The following is a 16,805-nucleotide window of genomic DNA, read 5'->3' as shown; positions in this document are numbered from 1 at the left end:
ATGGCACAGAAACGCATCCTCATCACCGGCGCGGGCACCGGCTTCGGCCGCGAAGTCGCGTTGCGCCTCGCCGAACGCGGTCACGACGTGACGGCCGGCGTGCGCATCACCGCGGAAATCGACGCACTGACGGCTGCCGCCTCGCAGCGGGGCACCGTGCTGCGCGCGATCAAGCTCGACGTGACGTCGCCACACGACCGCGCCCGCGCGGCCGAACTCGACGTCGACGTGCTCGTGAACAATGCGGGCGTGGGCGAAGCCGGCGCGCTCGTCGACCTGCCGGTCGAGATCGTGCGCGAGCTGTTCGACGTCAACGTGTTCGGGCCGCTCGAACTCACGCAGCAGATCGCGCGCGGCATGCTCGCGCGCCGGCACGGCAAGATCGTGTTCGTGTCGTCGATCGCGGGCCTGATCACGGGGCCGTTCACCGGCGCCTACTGCGCGTCGAAGCACGCGGTCGAATCGGTGGCCGAGGCGATGCACGCGGAACTCGCGCCGCACGGGATCAAGGTCGCGGTGGTGAACCCCGGCCCGTACAGCACGGGCTTCAACGACCGGATGATGGAAACGACGCGACGCTGGCGCGATCCGGCCGTGCATACCGTGACGCCCGAGCGGCTGACGTTCCCGCTCGAACAGCACGACCCGGAGGAAATGATCGCGAAGATGGTCGACGTGATCGACAGCGACGGCGGCGCATTCCGCAATGTGCTGCCGGCATCGTCGGAAGCGTTCGTGCGCGCCGAACAGGCGCGTGCGTGGGAGCGGCAGCAGTAACCTGCCGGCGGAGCGGCGAGCGGCACGCCGCCGCTCGCGCGTTCAGTACACGTCGCGCATGTAGCGCCGCGCCTTCGAAAGCCGCGCGACGTAGTCGTTCGCGGCTTCGTCCGACATGCCGCCGTGCTCGGCAACGACCGCCTTCAGCGCCGCATCGACGTCCTTGGCCATCCGCGCGGCATCGCCGCACACGTAGAAGTGCGCGCCTTCCTCCAGCCATGCGAACAGCTCGGCGCCCTGCTCGCGCATCCGGTCCTGCACGTAGATCTTGTCGGCCTGATCGCGCGAGAACGCGAGGTCGAGCCGCGTCAGGAAGCCGCTGTCGTGCATCGCGCCCAGCTCGTCGCCGTAGTAGAAGTCGGTCTGCGCGTGCTGCTCGCCGAAGAACAGCCAGTTGCGCCCGCGCGCGCCGCGCGCCTGCCGCTCGTGCAGGAAGCCGCGAAACGGCGCGACGCCGGTACCCGGGCCGACCATTACGATCGGCACGTCGCCGTTCACCGGCGGCCGGAAATGCGCGGATTTCTGCACGAACACCGGCACGCGGCCGTCGTCCGCGCGATCGGCGAGGAACGTCGACGCCACCCCTTTGCGCGCGCGCCGGCCGTTGTGATAGCGCACGGCCGACACGGTCAGGTGGATCTCGCCCTCGTGCGCGCTCGGGCTCGACGCGATCGAATAGAGGCGCGGCTGCATGCGCTTGAGCATCCCGACCAGCTCCGTGCCCGACAGCTCGACCGGAAACTCGTGCAGCACGTCCGCGAGCTGCTGCCCCCACAGCCATTGCTTCAGGTCGCTCTTGCGGTCGTCGCCGAGCAGCGACTTCAGCGCGCCGTTCGCGCTGCGCGACGCGATGAACGCGAGCGTGTCGGGATGCGGGCGCGTGATGTCGAAGTGGCGTGCGAGCGCGTCGCCGAGGCGCACGTCGCCGACACCCGCGATCGACACCGGCGCATCGGCCTTCAGCGCGGTGACCGACAGCAGCTCGTCGACCAGCTCCGGGCAGTTGGTCGGCCACACGCCGAGCGCGTCGCCGGTTTCGTATTCGAGGTTCGCGCCTTCGGTCGACAGCGACACGTAGCGCGTGTCCTTCGCCGCGCCCGGACGGTTCAGCCGCAGGTTCGCGACGAGCTTCGACGGCGCCGGATGCGCCTTCGTCGGCAGCAACCCCGACGGGCTCATCCCGCCGGTCGGCACCGCGTGCAGCGCCGCATCGGCTTCCTTGATCCGCGCGACGACGCGTTCGAGCCACTGGTCGGCGTCGCGCTGGAATTCGACATCGCAATCGACACGCGCGCAGAGACGCGCAGCGCCAAGCTCCGCGAGCCGCGCGTCGAGCCGGCGGCCGTGGCCGCAGAACTGGTCGTAGTTGCGATCGCCGAACGCGAGCACCGCGAAGTGCACGCCGTCGAGGCGCGCGGCATTGCCGGCCTGCAGCGCGTCCCAGAATTCGCTGCCGTTGTCGGGCGCATCGCCGTCGCCGAACGTGCTCGTCATCAGCAGCACGTATTGCGCACCGGCGAGCGAGGCCACCGGATAGTCCGACATGCACGCGGTGCGGATTTCGAAGCCCGCGTTCATCAACTGCGTCGCGTAATCCTCGGTCAACGATTCGATGTTGCCGGTCTGCGATGCCCACAGCAGCACGACCTTCGGCCGCGTGCGCACGATCCGCACGCCGCCGGACGCGCCGGCATCGGCCGGCAACGACGGCACCGACCCGTCCTGTGCCCGAGCGGGCGCCGAACGGCTGAACAACCCCGCGAGCATCCCGTCGAGCCAGAAGCGAACCGGCAGCGTGAGCGGCGCGGCTGCCGGCACCACGGGCACGCTGCCCTCGCGCCGGCCCGCGCTCGCCTTCAGCCCGCTGACGAGGCCGGCCACGTACAGCCGTTCGGTGTCCGTCAACGGCGGCGGCGCGATGTCGGCCACGCCGAGCGCGGCCGCGAAAGTGTCGATGTCTGCCATGTCGGATTCCTGTGAAGCAGTCGCCTGCACCAGCGCCGGCGCGGCCTGCGCGCCATCGGCGTGGGCGTCGGGTTGCGCGGTCTCTTCATCGGCGGACGCGAACGCATCGGTCTCGACGCGCCGCAGCGCGACCGCGCAGTATTTCAGTTCGGGTTGCTGCGATTCGGGGTCGATCGCGTCGTTCGTCACCGCGTTGATGCACAGCTCGTCGCCGTACACGTCGTTCCAGTGCATCGGCGCGAAGCAGTTGCCGCGCTGCACGCGCTCGGTCACGACGGCCGGCAGCACCGCGCGGCCGCGCGCCGAACGGATCTCGACGCTGTCCTTCGCGGCGATGCCGAGCGCGCTCGCATCGTCCGGGTGCAGCTCGACGAACGGGCGCGGGTTGAGCTTGTTCAGCATCGCGACCTTGCCCGTCTTCGTCATCGTGTGCCATTGATGCTGCAGTCGCCCGGTATTCAGCACGATCGGGAACGTATCGTCGGGCAGCTCGGCCGGATCGACGTGCGGCCGCGCGAAGAAGCGCGCCTTGCCCGATGGCGTCGGGAACGCGACGCGCGGCGCGTCGTTGCCGTCGGCGGCCGGGCGCAGCGTCTGGCTCACGCCGTCGTTCAGGTAGCGGATCGGGTGGCGTTCGCGCGCGGTGCCCGGCGCGACCGGCCACTGCACGGGCCCGTCGCGCAGCGCCGCATGGCTCGCGCCGCGCAGGTCGTAGCCGGTCGCCGGATTCGAGAAGCGCACGATCTCGTCGAACACGTCGGCCGCCGACGCATAGTCGAACGCATCGCCGAAGCCCATCGCGCGTGCGACTTCCGCGACGATGCGCCAGTCGGGCAGCGCGTCGCCCGGCGGCGCGACCGCCGCGCGCATCAGCGTCATGTTGCGCTCGGAGTTGATCATCACGCCGTCGCCTTCCGCCCACAGCGCGCCCGGCAACAGGATGTCCGCATAGCGGTTGGTCTCGGTGTCGAGGAATGCATCCTGCGCGATCACGAGCTCGGCGGCCTGCAACCCCGCGATCACGTTCTGCCGGTTCGGCACCGTGGCGACCGGGTTCGTGCAGATGATCCAGCAGGCCTTGATGTCGCCGGCCGCCATCCGCGAGAACATGTCCACCGTGCCTTGCCCGGTCTCCGTGCGCAGCGTGCCGGCCGGCACGCGCCACAAGTTTTCGACGAAACGGCGATCGTCGTCGGACGCCACCGAGCGCTGGCCCGGGAGCCCGGGGCCCATGTAGCCCATCTCGCGCCCGCCCATCGCATTCGGCTGGCCGGTCAGCGAGAACGGACCACTGCCGGGGCGGCAGATCTTGCCCGTCGCGAGGTGCAGGTTGCAGATCGTATTGGTGTTCCACACGCCGTGCGTGCTCTGGTTGAGCCCCATCGTCCAGCAGCTCATCCACTCCTGCGCGTCGCCGATCCACTGCGCGGCTGTGCGCAGGTCGGCTTCCGCGAGCCCGGTGATTTCCGCGACACGCTCGGGCGTGTAGTCGGCGAGGAACGCGGGCATCGCGTCCCAGCCTTCGGTGTACGCATCGATGAACGCGGCATCGGTGCGGCCGTTCGCATGCAGCAGGTGCAGCAGCCCGTTGGTCAGCGCGAGATCGGTGCCCGGCCGGATCTGCAGGAACAGGTCGGCCTTGTCCGCCGTGCCGGTGCGGCGCGGATCGACGACGATCAGCTTCGCGCCGGCCTTCACGCGATCCATCATCCGCAGGAACAGGATCGGGTGGCAGTCGGCCATGTTCGCGCCGATCACGAAGAACAGGTTCGCGCGATCGAAATCCTGGTACGACCCGGGCGGGCCGTCCGCGCCGAGCGACTGCTTGTAGCCGGTGCCCGCGCTCGCCATGCAGAGGCGCGAGTTCGACTCGATGTTGTTGGTGCCGACGAAGCCCTTCGCGAGCTTGTTGACGAGGTATTGCGCTTCGATCGACATCTGCCCCGATACGTAGAACGACAGCGCGTCGGGCCCGTGCGTATCGAGCACCGCGCGCAGGCGGCGCGCGGTGTCGGCGATCGCGTCGCGGGCCGGCAGCGGCACCAGGTCATCCTCGCGCGCGCGGCGCACGAACGCGCGGTCGAGCCGCCCCGAGCGGCGCAGCGCGACGTGCGCCGACGAGCCCTTCGTGCACAGCCGCCCGAAGTTGGTCGGATGGTCGGCGTCGCCGGACACCTTGACGACTTCGCCTTCCTCGACGTGCAGCACCATCCCGCAGCCAACGCCGCAGTACGGGCACACGCTCTTGACGGGGGTGGCGGTCATGCGCGCTCCGGGGCGGTCAGGCTGCGATCCACACGAAACCGTCCTCGACCCGCGACGGATACGCGCTCACCGACTGCTCGGGCGCCTCGAGGCATTCGCCGGTGCGCAGGTCGAAATGCTGCTTGTACAGCGGCGACGCGACGACGACGCGCTCGCCGAGGCTGCCGATCAGCCCGCGCGACATCACGGCCGCCTGCGACACGGGATCGACGTTGTCGATCGCGAACACGCCGCCGGCTTCGGCATGCGCGACGTGAAAAACCGCGACCTGCTCGCCGTTGACGAGCGCACACACGCCGGTATTCGGCACGATGTCGTCGAGCGGGCACACGCGGGTCCAGGACAGCGGAAGACGATCGTTCATGATGGACTCCTTGGAAAAGACGCTGGTGTCGGTCACGGTCAAACGGTAGCGGGTTCGGTGGCGGCTTGCGCCGCGCCTACAGCCACGACGGGAATCGGCACGGGCTTGCCGCCCGCGCGTTCGCCGGGCGTCGCGGGCCGGATCTGGCCGCGCGTCTCGACGAATTCGATGGTCGAGTCGGGCGCGTCGCTGTTCACGAAGTGGCGGAAGCGCTTGCGCGTGTCGGGGTCGGTCACGGCCTTCTTCCATTCGCACTCGTAGGTGTCGACCACGTGCTGCATGTCGGCTTCGAGTTCGGCCGCGATCGCCAGCTTGTCGTGCACGACGACGTCGATCAGGTAGTCGAGGCCGCCTTCGAGGTTGTCGCGCCACACGCTGGTGCGCTGCAGCCGGTCGGCGGTGCGCACGTAGAACATCAGGAGACGGTCGATGTAGCGGATCAGCGTCGGACGGTCGAGATCGGACGCGAGCAGTTCCGCGTGGCGCGGCTTCATCCCGCCGTTGCCGCACACGTACAGGTTCCAGCCCTTCTCGGTCGCGATGATGCCGACGTCCTTGCCCTGCGCTTCCGCGCACTCGCGCGTGCAGCCGGACACGCCGAACTTGATCTTGTGCGGCGCGCGCAGCCCCTTGTAGCGGTTTTCCAGATCGATCGCGAGGCCGACCGAATCGTCGACGCCGTAGCGGCACCACGTCGACCCGACGCACGATTTCACGGTGCGCAGCGCCTTGCCGTACGCGTGGCCCGATTCGAAGCCGGCGGCGATCAGTTCTTCCCAGATCGACGGCAATTGCTCGACGCGCGCGCCGAACAGGTCGACGCGCTGGCCGCCGGTGATCTTCGTGTAGAGCCCGTACTTCTGCGCGACCTGGCCCACCGCGATCAGCCCTTCCGGCGTGACTTCGCCGCCCGGCATGCGCGGCACGACCGAGTACGTGCCGTCGCGCTGGATGTTCGCGAGGTAGTAGTCGTTCGAATCCTGCAGCCCGGCGTGCTCCTTCTTCAGCACGAATTCGTTGAAGCACGACGCAAGGATGCCCGCCACCGCCGGCTTGCACACGTCGCAGCCGAGGCCGTGGCCGTGCTTCGCGAGCAGCTCGTCGAAGGTCGTGATGCGCTCGACGCGGATCAGGTGGAACAGCTCCTGACGCGAATGCGGGAAGTGCTCGCACAGGTGGTTGTTGACCGCGAGGCCCTGCTTCTTCATCTCGGCCTTCATGATCTGCGTGACGAGCGGCACGCAGCCGCCGCACGACGTGCCGGCGCCCGTGCACGTCTTCAGCGCGCCGAGGCTCGTCGCGCCGTCGGCGACCGCCGTGCAGATCTGCGACTTCGACACGTTGTTGCACGAGCAGATCTGGGCGGCCGCCGGCAGCGCCTCGACGCCGATCGCCGGCTTCGCGACGCCGTCCGACGACGGCAGGATCAGGAATTCCGGCGACTCCGGCAGCTCGATGCGGTTCAGCATCATCTGCAGCAGCGTGCCGTATTCGGCTGCATCGCCGACCATCACCGCGCCGTGCAGGAACTTGCCGCAGTCGGACACCACGAGCTTCTTGTAGACCTGGCGGCGCTCGTCCGCGTACTGGTAGGTGCGGCTGCCGGCCGTCGTGCCGTGCGCGTCGCCGATGCTCGCGACGTCGACGCCCATCAGCTTCAGCTTCGTGCTCATGTCGGCGCCGGCGAATGCGGCCTCGGCCTGGCCGTTCGCATCGCCGCCAAGCTGCTTCGCGACCACGCGCGCCATGTCGTAGCCGGGGGCAACGAGGCCGTAGACCATGCCGTTCCAGGCCGCGCATTCGCCGATCGCGTAGATGTCGGCGTCGCTCGTGCGGCATGCGTCGTCGATCGCGACGCCGCCGCGCGGGCCGATTTCCAGGCCACATGCGCGGGCCAGTTCGTCGCGGGCGCGGATGCCGGCCGAGAACACGATCATGTCGGCGTCGAGGTGCGAGCCGTCGGCGAACGCCATCCGGTGCGTACCTTCCTCGCCATCGACGATCTCGAGCGTGTTCTTGCCCGTATGCACGGTCACGCCGAGCGCCTCGATCTTCGCGCGCAGCATGCGGCCGCCACCGTCGTCGACCTGCACGGCCATCAGCCGCGGCGCGAATTCGACGACGTGCGTATCGAGCCCCATGTCACGCAGCGCCTTCGCGCATTCGAGGCCGAGCAACCCGCCGCCGATCACCACCCCGCGCTTCGCATGCGTGCCGCACGCCTGCATCGCTTCGAGGTCCTCGATCGTCCGGTACACGAAGCAGCCGTCCCGATCGTGCCCCGGCATCGGCGGCACGAACGGGCGCGAACCCGTCGCGAGTACCAGTTTGTCGTACGCGAGCGTTTCGCCGGATACGAGCGTGACCGTATGCGCGGCGCGGTCGATCGAAGCGACTTGTGCGTTCAGGCGCAGGTCGAACTGCGGATGACGCTCGAAGAAACCGGGTTCGACGAGCGACAGGTCGTCCGCCGACTTGCCCGCGAAGAATTCGGACAGGTGCACGCGGTCGTAGGCCGGGCGCGGCTCCTCGCCGAGCACCGTGACCTGCAGCGCGCCCGCGGCGCCCGCTTCCGCCGCGATGCATTCGAGGAACTTGTGGCCGACCATGCCGTGGCCGATGACGATGAGTTTCATGGTGACGTTTCCTTCGGTCGATCAGTTCGCAACGCCGCTGGCAGCCAGCGCGCGGTCGCGCAGCTCGGCTTCGCGCGCCTTGTGCTCTTCGCTGAAGCGCACGGCCATCGCGCACAGCGCGGTCGCGGTGACGGCCAGGCCGAGCAGGCTCAGCGTGTGCTGCACGTCGCCAACACCCTTCAGCAGGAAACTCGCGGCCACCGCGCCGACGTTGCCGCCCGCGCCGACGATCCCCGCCACGCCGCCGAGCGCCTTGCGGTCGATGAACGGCACCAGCGCGTAGGTCGCGCCGCAGGCCATGTGCGTGAACAGGCCGAACGTGAGCATCGCGACGAGTGCGATGCCGATGCTTTGCGCATGCGAGAACCAGATCAGCCCGAGCCCTTCGCCGACGATCAGCGCGCACAGCAGCATCGCGCGCACGTCGAGGCTGCGACGCGCGGCTATCTTGTCGGACAGCCAGCCGCCGAGCGCGCGGGCGAACAGCGCGAGCAGCCCGAACAGGCCGACCGCGAAACCGGCGTCCTTCAACGACAGGCTGAAGTGATCGACGTAGTACAGCGCGGCGATGTTGTGGATGAACACCTCGACGCCGAAACACGCGCCGTACGTGACGAACAGCATCCACACGCGATAGTTGCCGCAGGCCGCGAAAAAGCTCGCCCAGCCGCCCTTCTTGCCGCTGTCGACCGTCACGCCTTCCTTGCGCAGCGCGAGGATGTCGCCTTGCGGGCAGTCCTGCGTGAAGCGCCAGTACGCCCAGGCCATCACGAGCATCGCGGCGCCCGGCACGACCAGCGCGATGCGCCACGACGAATCCTCGCCGAAGCCGAGCATCAGGCCGGCGGCGACGAGCAGCGGCATCAGCGCCTGCGTCGCGCCTGCGCCGGCGTTACCCCAGCCGGCCGTCGTCGCGTTCGCGGTGCCGACCACGTTCGGCGCGAACATCACCGACGTGTGGTACTGCGTGATCACGAAGCCCGCGCCGATCGCACCGATGCCGAGCCGGCAGATCAGGAACGACAGGTAGTCGTGCGTGAACGACACCGCGAACACGGGGATCGCGCCGAGCAGCAACAGGCCGACGTACACGCGGCGCGGGCCGAAGCGGTCGCACAGCGGGCCGACCAGCAGCCGCACGGCGATCGTCGCGGCCACCGCCGCGATATTGATGTTGGCGACCTGTGCGGCCGTCAGGTGAAATTCGCGTGCGATCAGCGGCATCAGCGGCGCGCACGCGAACCACGCGAAGAAGCATACGAAGAACGCCATCCACGTCAGGTGGAACGCGCGCATCGGCGCGGTGCGGAAGCTGAAGAGATCGATACGGGTAGCTTTGTCGGTCATGTCATCCGCCAAACGAAAAACGGCGTCCTGCGCACCCGGTCTCGTCGAGACCCGATGCGTAGGACGCCGTTGCCCATGAAGCCCGTTGCCGGGCGCGTCTGTAATCGGTACTGCCGGACGAATCGCCATTGATCCGCCCGAACCCCCTGACGCAAACGCCGTGCCATGTCGAAGCGAATCGAGCCCGCGGCCCCGCCACGCAAGGCGCATCGGGCGTTTTCCGACGCCCGATGCCACGCGACCCACGATGCGCCGTGATGCAGCGAAGCACAGATGTGGTGCGCTGCAGCACTGTCGCCGTGCGACATCGCGGTGCGCGCCGACGGTGCGCGATGCACGCCGATACGGCATTGCGGCTGCCCGCGCGCGGCGGCCGCATGCATGCACGGGGCCAGCGCGCTGGCACGATGCTCACCGTTCCCGCCGCACCGGCGCAACGTGTCGTGCCGGTTGGCCCGGATATTGCTGAATCCGCTGCATGACACCGGCAACGGCGCCGGTGGGCAGTCCCCGCAAACCATGCCCGTCATTCCGGCGGGCCGATCAGGACAACGGCGTCCCTCCGTGCGCGGCACGGCCGGATGCCGGTGCGTTTCGACCGCCCGCCGCCGCCGCGCAAGACAATGCGCTATCGACCGCCCCATGCAGGCGGCACAGGAACACGACATGACGACAGGCAAAGTCACGCTGCTGGGCGCCGGCCCCGGCGATCCCGATCTCCTCACGCTGAAGGCCGTGAAGGCGCTGGCCGCTGCCGACGTGCTGCTGCTCGACGATCTCGTCGCACCGGGCATCGTCGAACTCGCTCCGCAGGCACGCGTGATCCGCGTCGGCAAGCGCGGCGGCTGCCGCTCCACGCCGCAGGCATTCATCGAGAAGCTGATGCGCCGCTACGCGCTGCGCGGTGCGCACGTGGTGCGCGTGAAAGGCGGCGATGCGCTGCTGTTCGGGCGCGCCGGCGAAGAACTCGCGACGCTGCGCGCCGCCGCGATTCCGGTCGAGATCGTCAACGGCATCTCGTCGGGCTTCGCGGCCGCCGCGAGCCTCGGCATCTCGCTCACGCATCGCGAGCATTGCCACGGCGTCACGTTCGTCACCGCGCACCGTCAGGACCACGGCGAGCCCGACTGGGCGCGTCTCGCGGCGACCGGCACCACACTCGCGATCTACATGGGCATGAGCCGCGTCGACAGCATTGCCGCCGGCCTGCTCGCCGTGCTGTCGCCCTCGACGCCGGCTGCGGCCGTGCAATGGGCCGGCACGCCCGACGAACGCTGCTGGATTGGCACGCTAGGCGATCTCGCGCGCGGCATCGACGAAGCGCGCCTCGGCAGCCCGGCCGTGATCCTCGTCGGCGGCGCGATCGGCGAAGCGGCCGTGCAGCACGTGCCGGACGCGGGCGCCGCGATCGAAACCGCCTTGTCCCGGGCCGCGTAACATGCGCGACACCACGCGGCACCGGCCGCCCACCACCGATCATGAAGACAGCCGCACCGGCGGCCGGGCCGCCGCGCGCGACATCGACGCGATGTGCGCCCGGAGCCGTCGCCCCCGTTCCGGCCATCGCGCCACGCTTTCATCGCCGTCCGCGTCATGAATACGCCTGCTTCTTCCGCCCGCCTGCGCGTGCTGCTCGTCACCGACACCGACAAGCCGATCGGCGAGCTCGGCGACGCGCTCGCGCACCTCGGCTACGAGATGCTGAACGACGTCGCGACGCCCGCGCGCCTGCCGGCTGCCGTCGAGGAGCAGCATCCCGACGTCGTGATCATCGATACCGATTCGCCGTCGCGCGACACGCTCGAGCAGCTCGCGGTGATGCATGCCACCGCACCGCGCCCCGTGCTGATGTTCAGCCACGACTCGAACCAGTCGCTGATCCGCGCGGCGGTCGGCGCGGGCGTCAGCGCCTATCTCGTCGAAGGGCTGTCGGCCGAACGCCTGGCGCCGATTCTCGAAGTCGCGCTTGCCCGCTTCTCGCACGACGACGCGCTGCGCCGCCGGCTCGCCGACGTCGAGCGCGAGCTCGCGGAGCGCAAGCTGATCGACCGCGCGAAGCGCCTGCTGATGGATGAGCGCAAGCTGTCCGAACACGACGCCTACGCGGCGCTGCGCAAGCGCGCGATGAATCAGGGCCTGCGCATCGTCGACGTCGCGCGGCAACTGCTCGACGCGTCACCCCAGTCATGAATGCCATGGATACCTCTTCTGCCACCACGCCGGAACGCGCGCATCTTCGCCTCGGGTTCGTCGCGCTGAGCGACGCGGCCCCGCTGATCGTCGCGCAGCGCCTGAACCTCGGCGAACGGCACGGCCTCACGCTCGAACTCAGCCGCCAGCCGTCGTGGGCCACCGTGCGCGACAAGCTGCTGAGCGGCGAGCTCGACGCCGCGCATGCGCTGTATGGGCTCGTCTGCGGATTGCAGCTCGGCATCGGCGGCCCGCAGGCCGACATGGCCGCGCTGATGGTGCTGAACCGCAACGGCCAGGCGATCTCGTTGTCGCGCGGCCTCGCCGACGCATATCGCGCCGGCGGCAGTGTGCGCGACGCGTTCGCGACGCTCGGCCGCAAGCCGCTCCTTGCCCAGACGTTCCCGACCGGCACGCACGCGATGTGGCTGAACCACTGGCTCGCGTCGCACGACATCGATCCGCTGCGCGACGTGCGCAGCGTCGTGATCCCGCCGCCCGAGATGGTGGCCGCGCTCGCCGGCGGCGAACTCGACGGCTTCTGCGCCGGCGAGCCGTGGCATGCCGTGGCCGAGGCGTGCGGCGCGGGGCGGACCGTTGCCGTCACGAGCGAGATCTGGCCCGATCATCCGGAGAAGGTGCTCGCGGCCCGGCGCGATTTCGTCGCGCTGTACCCGGCCACGGCCCGCGCGCTGATCCGCACGCTCGTCGATGCCTGCGCGTGGCTCGACAGCGCCGCGCACCGTCGCGAGGCGGCCGACTGGCTGGCGTCACCCGATGCGCTCGGCGTGCCGGCCCGGCTGATCGCGCCGCGCCTGCTCGGCGACTACGGCTCGGGCCCGTTCGCCGTGCCGCCGCTGCCGATCCGCTTTCACGACGGCGGCGCCGTGAACCGCCCCGATCCGCGCGAAGGCGAGTGGTTCCTGTCCCAATACCGGCGCTGGGGCATGCTCGACGGGGCGCACGACGACGCGGGGATCGCCCGAGCGATCGCGCAAACCGCGTTGTATGATGCTGCCGTCGCCGAAAGCGGCGCACCGGGCCTGTCGCAGGCGTGATGCGCGCCGCTTGATGCAGGCGGCGTGCGCGCCCGCGCCACGCCTGTCCGGGCCGCCTGCCGGCGCCCGGCACGCGGCCCCGGGCGACGCCGCATGACCACCACTCCGTCCCCGATTCGATGCCGAAACCCACGCGCGCGCCGCTCGACGTGCTGCTCACCGAAATCCGCGCGTGCCGTGCCTGCGAAGCCGACCTGCCGCTCGGCCCGCGCCCCGTCGTGCGGGCCCATCGCGACGCGCGCATCCTGATCGTCGGGCAGGCGCCGGGCGCACGCGTCCACGCGAGCGGCATTCCGTGGGACGATGCGAGCGGCCAACGGCTGCGCGGCTGGCTCGACGTCGACCCCGGCACGTTCTACGACGAGACCCGCTTCGCGATCGTGCCGATGGGCTTCTGCTACCCGGGCCGCGGCGCCAGCGGCGACAACCCGCCGCGCCCCGAATGCGCGTCACTGTGGATCGACCGGTTGCTCGCCGAACTGCCGTCGATCCGGCTCACGCTGCTGATCGGCCAGTACGCGCAGCGGCATTTCCTGCGCGATACGCGCAAGGCCACGCTGACCGACACCGTGCACGCCTGGCGCGGCTATGGCCCCGACGTGCTGCCGCTGCCGCATCCGTCGCCGCGCAATCAGGCGTGGTTCAAGCACCACCCGTGGTTCGACGCCGAGGTCGTGCCCGAGCTGCGGCGCCGGGTCGCGCCTTTGCTCACTCGGTAAACGAAACCGCTGCCACGTCGCGATGCTTCACGACACCCCGTTACCCGTACCGAATCGAGCATGAACGACACCCCCACCGACCTCGACTTTGCCTGCAACGGCTGCGGCGGATGCTGCCGCGACCTGCGCATTCCGCTGACGATCGACGAGGCTATCGCGTGGCTGCAGCGCGGCGGCCACGTGGAGCTGCTGTGCGATGCGATGCCGTGGGTCGTCGAGCCCGAGCCCGACGACGCGTTCGCCGCGTACAAGCGCGTGCGCTCGACCGCCGCGCTCAGCGGCTCGCTGCCCGTCCGCATCACGGTCATGCTCACTGCCGCGCATGCCGGGCCGTGCCCGAACCTGCGCGACGACCTGCGTTGCGCGATCTACGACGAGCGCCCGCTCGTGTGCCGGATCTATCCGGCCGAAGTGAATCCGTTCGTGCCGCTGGTGCCGGACGGCAAGCAATGCACGCCCGACGCGTGGCAGCAGGCGCCGTTCGTCCGCGGCGGCACGATCGTCGACGCGGCCACCCGCGAGAACATCGCGCGCTCGCGTGCGGCGAGCGAAGCCGAGACGCCGCTGCGAGCGCGGTTGTGCGCGGTGCTGGGGATCGATACGGCGGCGGTGGCCAATGAAGGGTTCGCGGTCCATGCGCCGCCGGCCGCCACGCTGCTCGCCGCGCTGACGGCTTTGACGACGCAGCGCGCGTCGGAGTCGGCCCCGGCCAATGCCGACGACGCCATCGCGTGGACGCTGGTGTCGAACCGTACGTCGACGTTGAATGCACTCGTGTCGGTCGGCGCGGCAAGCCAGCGTACCGGTAGCGGCCACCCGCACGCCCGTTATCTCGGCTTCCATCCGGACGAATGATTGCTCCGCGGCACGCCGCGAGCGATACCGGGCGAAGCCGTCCAGCCGCACAGATCGCCGCCGCGCCCGGTTCGCTGTACCATCGCGGCTCAACCGCGTCACGAACAGCAGAATCCTTCATGCCCTCCATCGCCCCGCCGCGCCTGTACGGGATGCCCGAACGCAGCGACCGGCTCGACTTCTATATCCGCGACCAGGCGTCGCGCCAGGCGATCACCGAACCGCACCGGCACGCGTATTTCCAGATCCAGTTCAATCTCGGCGGCGACACCGAACAGCGGATCGGCGGCGTCACGCGGCCGTTTCCGCGCGGCGCGCTCGCGTTCGTGCTGCCGCACCGCGAGCACCTGATCCCGCATCCGGAAGGCGCGCACTTCATCGTGATCAACTTCAGCCAGGCGTTCCTGCGCGCCGATCTCGACGTCGACCCGCTCGATCTCGAGGACGTGCCCGCGCACCGCTTTCCCGAGCTGACGCCGTTCCGCTTCCAGGAACACCTCGACTTCATCCTGACCGGCGACACCTACGAAGAAGCGCGCCGCCTCGCGCTGTGCATGCTCGACACCGATCGCGTGCGCACGTTCGGCTCGACCACGCTGCTGCGCGGCTACCTGCTGCAGCTGATCGGGCTCGTCTGCACGCAGTATGCGGGTGCGCTCGACAAGCTCGCGCAGCGCGGCGCCCAGCGCGCGGGCCGGCGCGACGCGCTCGCGCGCGTGCTGCGGCACGTGCGCGCCAACCTGACCCGCGAAGACCTGACGCTCGCCGCGACCGCCGAGGCCGCGTTCCTGTCGCCCAACTACCTCGCGCACCTGGTCCGCAAGGAAACCGGCAGCACGTTCACCGATCTCGTGACCGAGCGCCGGATCGCGCTCGCGCAGTCGCTGCTGGCGCATACCAGCCGGCGCATCGCGGATATCGCACGCTCGGTCGGCTTCCGCGACGAAGGGTATTTCGCGCGGCGCTTCCGTGCGCGGGTCGGCGTATCGCCGAAGGCATACCGCGACGCGAACGCCGCGCTGCCGGACGGCGACGACACACCGGCGGCGGCCGACGCGTAGTTTTGTCCCGGTAAAACGCAGTTGCGTCGCATCCGGCCGCACGGCGGTCGGGTATCGTTGCACGCATGCCGGCCCGTGCGCCGCACGGGCGCGGCATCCGTCTTCCTATCGAACGAGGCCATCCGATGTCCGCATATGTCATCGACGCTGCCGAGCGTCCTTCCGTCGAAGTCGACCAGTCGTCCGCGCGCTTTCCGGTGCGCCGCGTCTTCTGCGTCGGCCGCAACTACGCCGACCACGCACGCGAAATGGGCGCCGATCCCGACCGCGAACCGCCGTTCTTCTTCACGAAGCCGGCCGATGCGATCGTCCCGGCCAGCGGCACCGTCGCCTATCCGCCTCTGACGAACGACCTTCATCATGAAATCGAGCTGGTCGTCGCGATCGGCAAGGACGGCCGGTCGATCGACCCGGCCGACGCGCTGTCGCACGTATGGGGCTACGGCGTCGGCGTCGACCTCACGCGCCGCGACCTGCAGGCCGAAGCAAAGAAGCTGAGCCGTCCGTGGGACTGGGCGAAGGGCTTCGACGCATCGGGCCCCGTAACCGCGCTGCGTGCGGCATCGGCCACCGGCCACCCGGCGACGGGCCGTATCTGGCTCGCGGTCAACGGCGACTCGCGCCAGCAAGGCGACCTGGCCGACATGATCTGGGCCGTGCCTGACGTCATCGCGTATGTGTCGCGTTCGGTCGAGCTGAAGGCCGGCGATTTGATCTTCACCGGCACGCCGGCGGGCGTCGGTGCGCTGCAGCCTGGCGATCGCGTCACCGGCGGCGTCGACGGCGTCGCGACGTTCGAATTCGTCGTGGGCGCGAAGCCGTAAGCCGTCACGCAGCACGCACGGCGGCCGCCTGCGCGGGGCCGCCGTGCGCTATCCCGATTTCGGTCAGCCGTAGCGGCGCAGGAATGCGTCGGCGACGGCCGGAGGATTCAGCGCTTTCGCCGATTCGTTTTCCAGCGCCTCGGCAGCATCGTCGTCGCTGATCGACACGAACAGCGTGATCGCCGCCCTTTCGTCGCCCGTGCCGAACAAGCCTTCGCGGTCGAGCAGGCGCAACGCCGCGATCATGTCGGCGTGCAGTTGCCGCGAAAATTCCGGGAATCTCGACCGGACGAACTGCGGGCTGAGCACGTCGTCGGCAAGCTTGCCGCAGATCGCATTGAACGGCGACGCTTCCGCCGCCGCGTACGCCCATTCGGAAAAGCCCCACGCATACCACGGGTCGTCATCCGGGACGGCCTGCTGCTCGCGGATCCGGCGCAGCCCCTCGATCGAATTGGCTGCCGGCACCACCGTCATCGCGCCGCTGTCGGTATACAGCGCGAACGCATAGAAACGCTCGTCCGGATGATGCGCCCGCAGCGCCCTGAATGTCGCTCTCGCGGCGTCGGCAATGTCTCGCTGGAAATCAGAAAAGTCGCTCATCGCATCCTCGTCCAGTCGCCCTTCTCGCGCCGGAGCATGCTCGGCGCGCGGCGGGGTCGTCGTCTCCTGATAATCGACCGATTGTCCGCCAATCGCTCATGGCACGGTAGCGGTGCCCGCCCGCATGCCCTGCTCCGGACG

13 protein-coding genes are annotated in these 16,805 nt (G+C 69.6%); 8 read left to right on the top strand and 5 right to left on the bottom strand.

The window, feature by feature from the left end; genetic code table 11:
- Positions 1 to 777, top strand: a complete 777-nt coding sequence (locus C5O79_RS23565; protein WP_046547992.1) for an SDR family oxidoreductase — start codon at positions 1 to 3, stop codon at positions 775 to 777.
- Positions 778 to 819: 42 nt separating this feature from the next.
- On the opposite strand, the gene C5O79_RS23560 is transcribed toward C5O79_RS23565, so the two are convergent.
- From C5O79_RS23560 to C5O79_RS23545, 4 genes are read right to left on the bottom strand one after another with little or no spacing between them, the layout of a single operon-like run.
- The gene (locus C5O79_RS23560; RefSeq protein ID WP_122476058.1) at positions 820 to 5,007 is read right to left on the bottom strand and encodes a bifunctional nitrate reductase/sulfite reductase flavoprotein subunit alpha; all 4,188 of its coding nucleotides are present in this window, start codon (positions 5,005 to 5,007) and stop codon (positions 820 to 822) included.
- Positions 5,008 to 5,023: 16 nt separating this feature from the next.
- A complete protein-coding gene (nirD, locus tag C5O79_RS23555; RefSeq protein ID WP_046547994.1) occupies positions 5,024 to 5,371 on the bottom strand; it encodes a nitrite reductase small subunit NirD in 348 nt (115 codons plus the stop codon).
- Positions 5,372 to 5,409: 38 nt separating this feature from the next.
- Positions 5,410 to 8,007 (bottom strand): nitrite reductase large subunit NirB, encoded by a 2,598-nt coding sequence (nirB, locus tag C5O79_RS23550; protein WP_046547995.1) that lies wholly within the window; start codon positions 8,005 to 8,007, stop codon positions 5,410 to 5,412.
- Between the two features lie 21 nt (positions 8,008 to 8,028).
- The gene (locus tag C5O79_RS23545; protein WP_046547996.1) at positions 8,029 to 9,354 is read right to left on the bottom strand and encodes an MFS transporter; all 1,326 of its coding nucleotides are present in this window, start codon (positions 9,352 to 9,354) and stop codon (positions 8,029 to 8,031) included.
- Positions 9,355 to 10,020: 666 nt separating this feature from the next.
- Here C5O79_RS23545 and cobA point away from each other — a divergent pair.
- The 7 genes from cobA (at position 10,021) to C5O79_RS23505 (ending at position 16,061) form a co-directional block, all read left to right on the top strand.
- On the top strand, positions 10,021 to 10,791 hold the full coding sequence (gene cobA / locus C5O79_RS23535) for a uroporphyrinogen-III C-methyltransferase (protein ID WP_046548554.1): 771 nt from the start codon (positions 10,021 to 10,023) through the stop codon (positions 10,789 to 10,791).
- Positions 10,792 to 10,947: 156 nt separating this feature from the next.
- Positions 10,948 to 11,544, top strand: a complete 597-nt coding sequence (locus C5O79_RS23530; RefSeq protein WP_047849841.1) for an ANTAR domain-containing protein — start codon at positions 10,948 to 10,950, stop codon at positions 11,542 to 11,544.
- 5 nt (positions 11,545 to 11,549) lie between these two features.
- Positions 11,550 to 12,602 (top strand): CmpA/NrtA family ABC transporter substrate-binding protein, encoded by a 1,053-nt coding sequence (locus tag C5O79_RS23525; RefSeq protein ID WP_046547998.1) that lies wholly within the window; start codon positions 11,550 to 11,552, stop codon positions 12,600 to 12,602.
- Positions 12,603 to 12,721: 119 nt separating this feature from the next.
- The gene (locus C5O79_RS23520; RefSeq protein WP_124472087.1) at positions 12,722 to 13,321 is read left to right on the top strand and encodes a uracil-DNA glycosylase family protein; all 600 of its coding nucleotides are present in this window, start codon (positions 12,722 to 12,724) and stop codon (positions 13,319 to 13,321) included.
- Between the two features lie 60 nt (positions 13,322 to 13,381).
- Positions 13,382 to 14,176, top strand: a complete 795-nt coding sequence (locus C5O79_RS23515; protein ID WP_131931798.1) for a YkgJ family cysteine cluster protein — start codon at positions 13,382 to 13,384, stop codon at positions 14,174 to 14,176.
- 119 nt (positions 14,177 to 14,295) lie between these two features.
- Positions 14,296 to 15,237 carry a helix-turn-helix transcriptional regulator gene (locus C5O79_RS23510; protein ID WP_046548001.1) on the top strand — a complete coding sequence of 314 codons (942 nt, stop codon included), beginning with the start codon at positions 14,296 to 14,298 and terminating at the stop codon, positions 15,235 to 15,237.
- A 125-nt stretch (positions 15,238 to 15,362) separates the two neighbouring features.
- Positions 15,363 to 16,061: a fumarylacetoacetate hydrolase family protein gene (locus C5O79_RS23505; RefSeq protein ID WP_047849837.1), complete on the top strand. Its 699-nt coding sequence runs from the start codon at positions 15,363 to 15,365 to the stop codon at positions 16,059 to 16,061.
- Between the two features lie 63 nt (positions 16,062 to 16,124).
- Here the strand turns inward: C5O79_RS23505 and C5O79_RS23500 are convergent, their stop codons facing one another.
- Entirely contained in the window at positions 16,125 to 16,664 is a 540-nt protein-coding gene (locus C5O79_RS23500) for a DUF4303 domain-containing protein (RefSeq protein WP_047849836.1), read from the bottom strand.
- Positions 16,665 to 16,805 lie beyond the last annotated feature (141 nt).

The organism is Burkholderia sp. SRS-25 (genome assembly GCF_004343765.1).
GTDB classification, from domain to species: domain Bacteria; phylum Pseudomonadota; class Gammaproteobacteria; order Burkholderiales; family Burkholderiaceae; genus Burkholderia; species Burkholderia contaminans.
This window is presented reverse-complemented; position numbering and strand designations above follow the sequence as displayed.

Bases quoted from the DNA above. Each gene is read 5' to 3' on its own strand.
- C5O79_RS23565 (WP_046547992.1), top strand. From the start codon at position 1: ATGGCACAGAAACGCATCCTCATCACCGGCGCGGGCACCGGCTTCGGC.
- C5O79_RS23560 (WP_122476058.1), bottom strand. From the start codon at position 5,007: ATGACCGCCACCCCCGTCAAGAGCGTGTGCCCGTACTGCGGCGTTGGC.
- nirD (WP_046547994.1), bottom strand. From the start codon at position 5,371: ATGAACGATCGTCTTCCGCTGTCCTGGACCCGCGTGTGCCCGCTCGAC.
- nirB (WP_046547995.1), bottom strand. From the start codon at position 8,007: ATGAAACTCATCGTCATCGGCCACGGCATGGTCGGCCACAAGTTCCTC.
- C5O79_RS23545 (WP_046547996.1), bottom strand. From the start codon at position 9,354: ATGACCGACAAAGCTACCCGTATCGATCTCTTCAGCTTCCGCACCGCG.
- cobA (WP_046548554.1), top strand. From the start codon at position 10,021: ATGACGACAGGCAAAGTCACGCTGCTGGGCGCCGGCCCCGGCGATCCC.
- C5O79_RS23530 (WP_047849841.1), top strand. From the start codon at position 10,948: ATGAATACGCCTGCTTCTTCCGCCCGCCTGCGCGTGCTGCTCGTCACC.
- C5O79_RS23525 (WP_046547998.1), top strand. From the start codon at position 11,550: ATGGATACCTCTTCTGCCACCACGCCGGAACGCGCGCATCTTCGCCTC.
- C5O79_RS23520 (WP_124472087.1), top strand. From the start codon at position 12,722: ATGCCGAAACCCACGCGCGCGCCGCTCGACGTGCTGCTCACCGAAATC.
- C5O79_RS23515 (WP_131931798.1), top strand. From the start codon at position 13,382: ATGAACGACACCCCCACCGACCTCGACTTTGCCTGCAACGGCTGCGGC.
- C5O79_RS23510 (WP_046548001.1), top strand. From the start codon at position 14,296: ATGCCCTCCATCGCCCCGCCGCGCCTGTACGGGATGCCCGAACGCAGC.
- C5O79_RS23505 (WP_047849837.1), top strand. From the start codon at position 15,363: ATGTCCGCATATGTCATCGACGCTGCCGAGCGTCCTTCCGTCGAAGTC.
- C5O79_RS23500 (WP_047849836.1), bottom strand. From the start codon at position 16,664: ATGAGCGACTTTTCTGATTTCCAGCGAGACATTGCCGACGCCGCGAGA.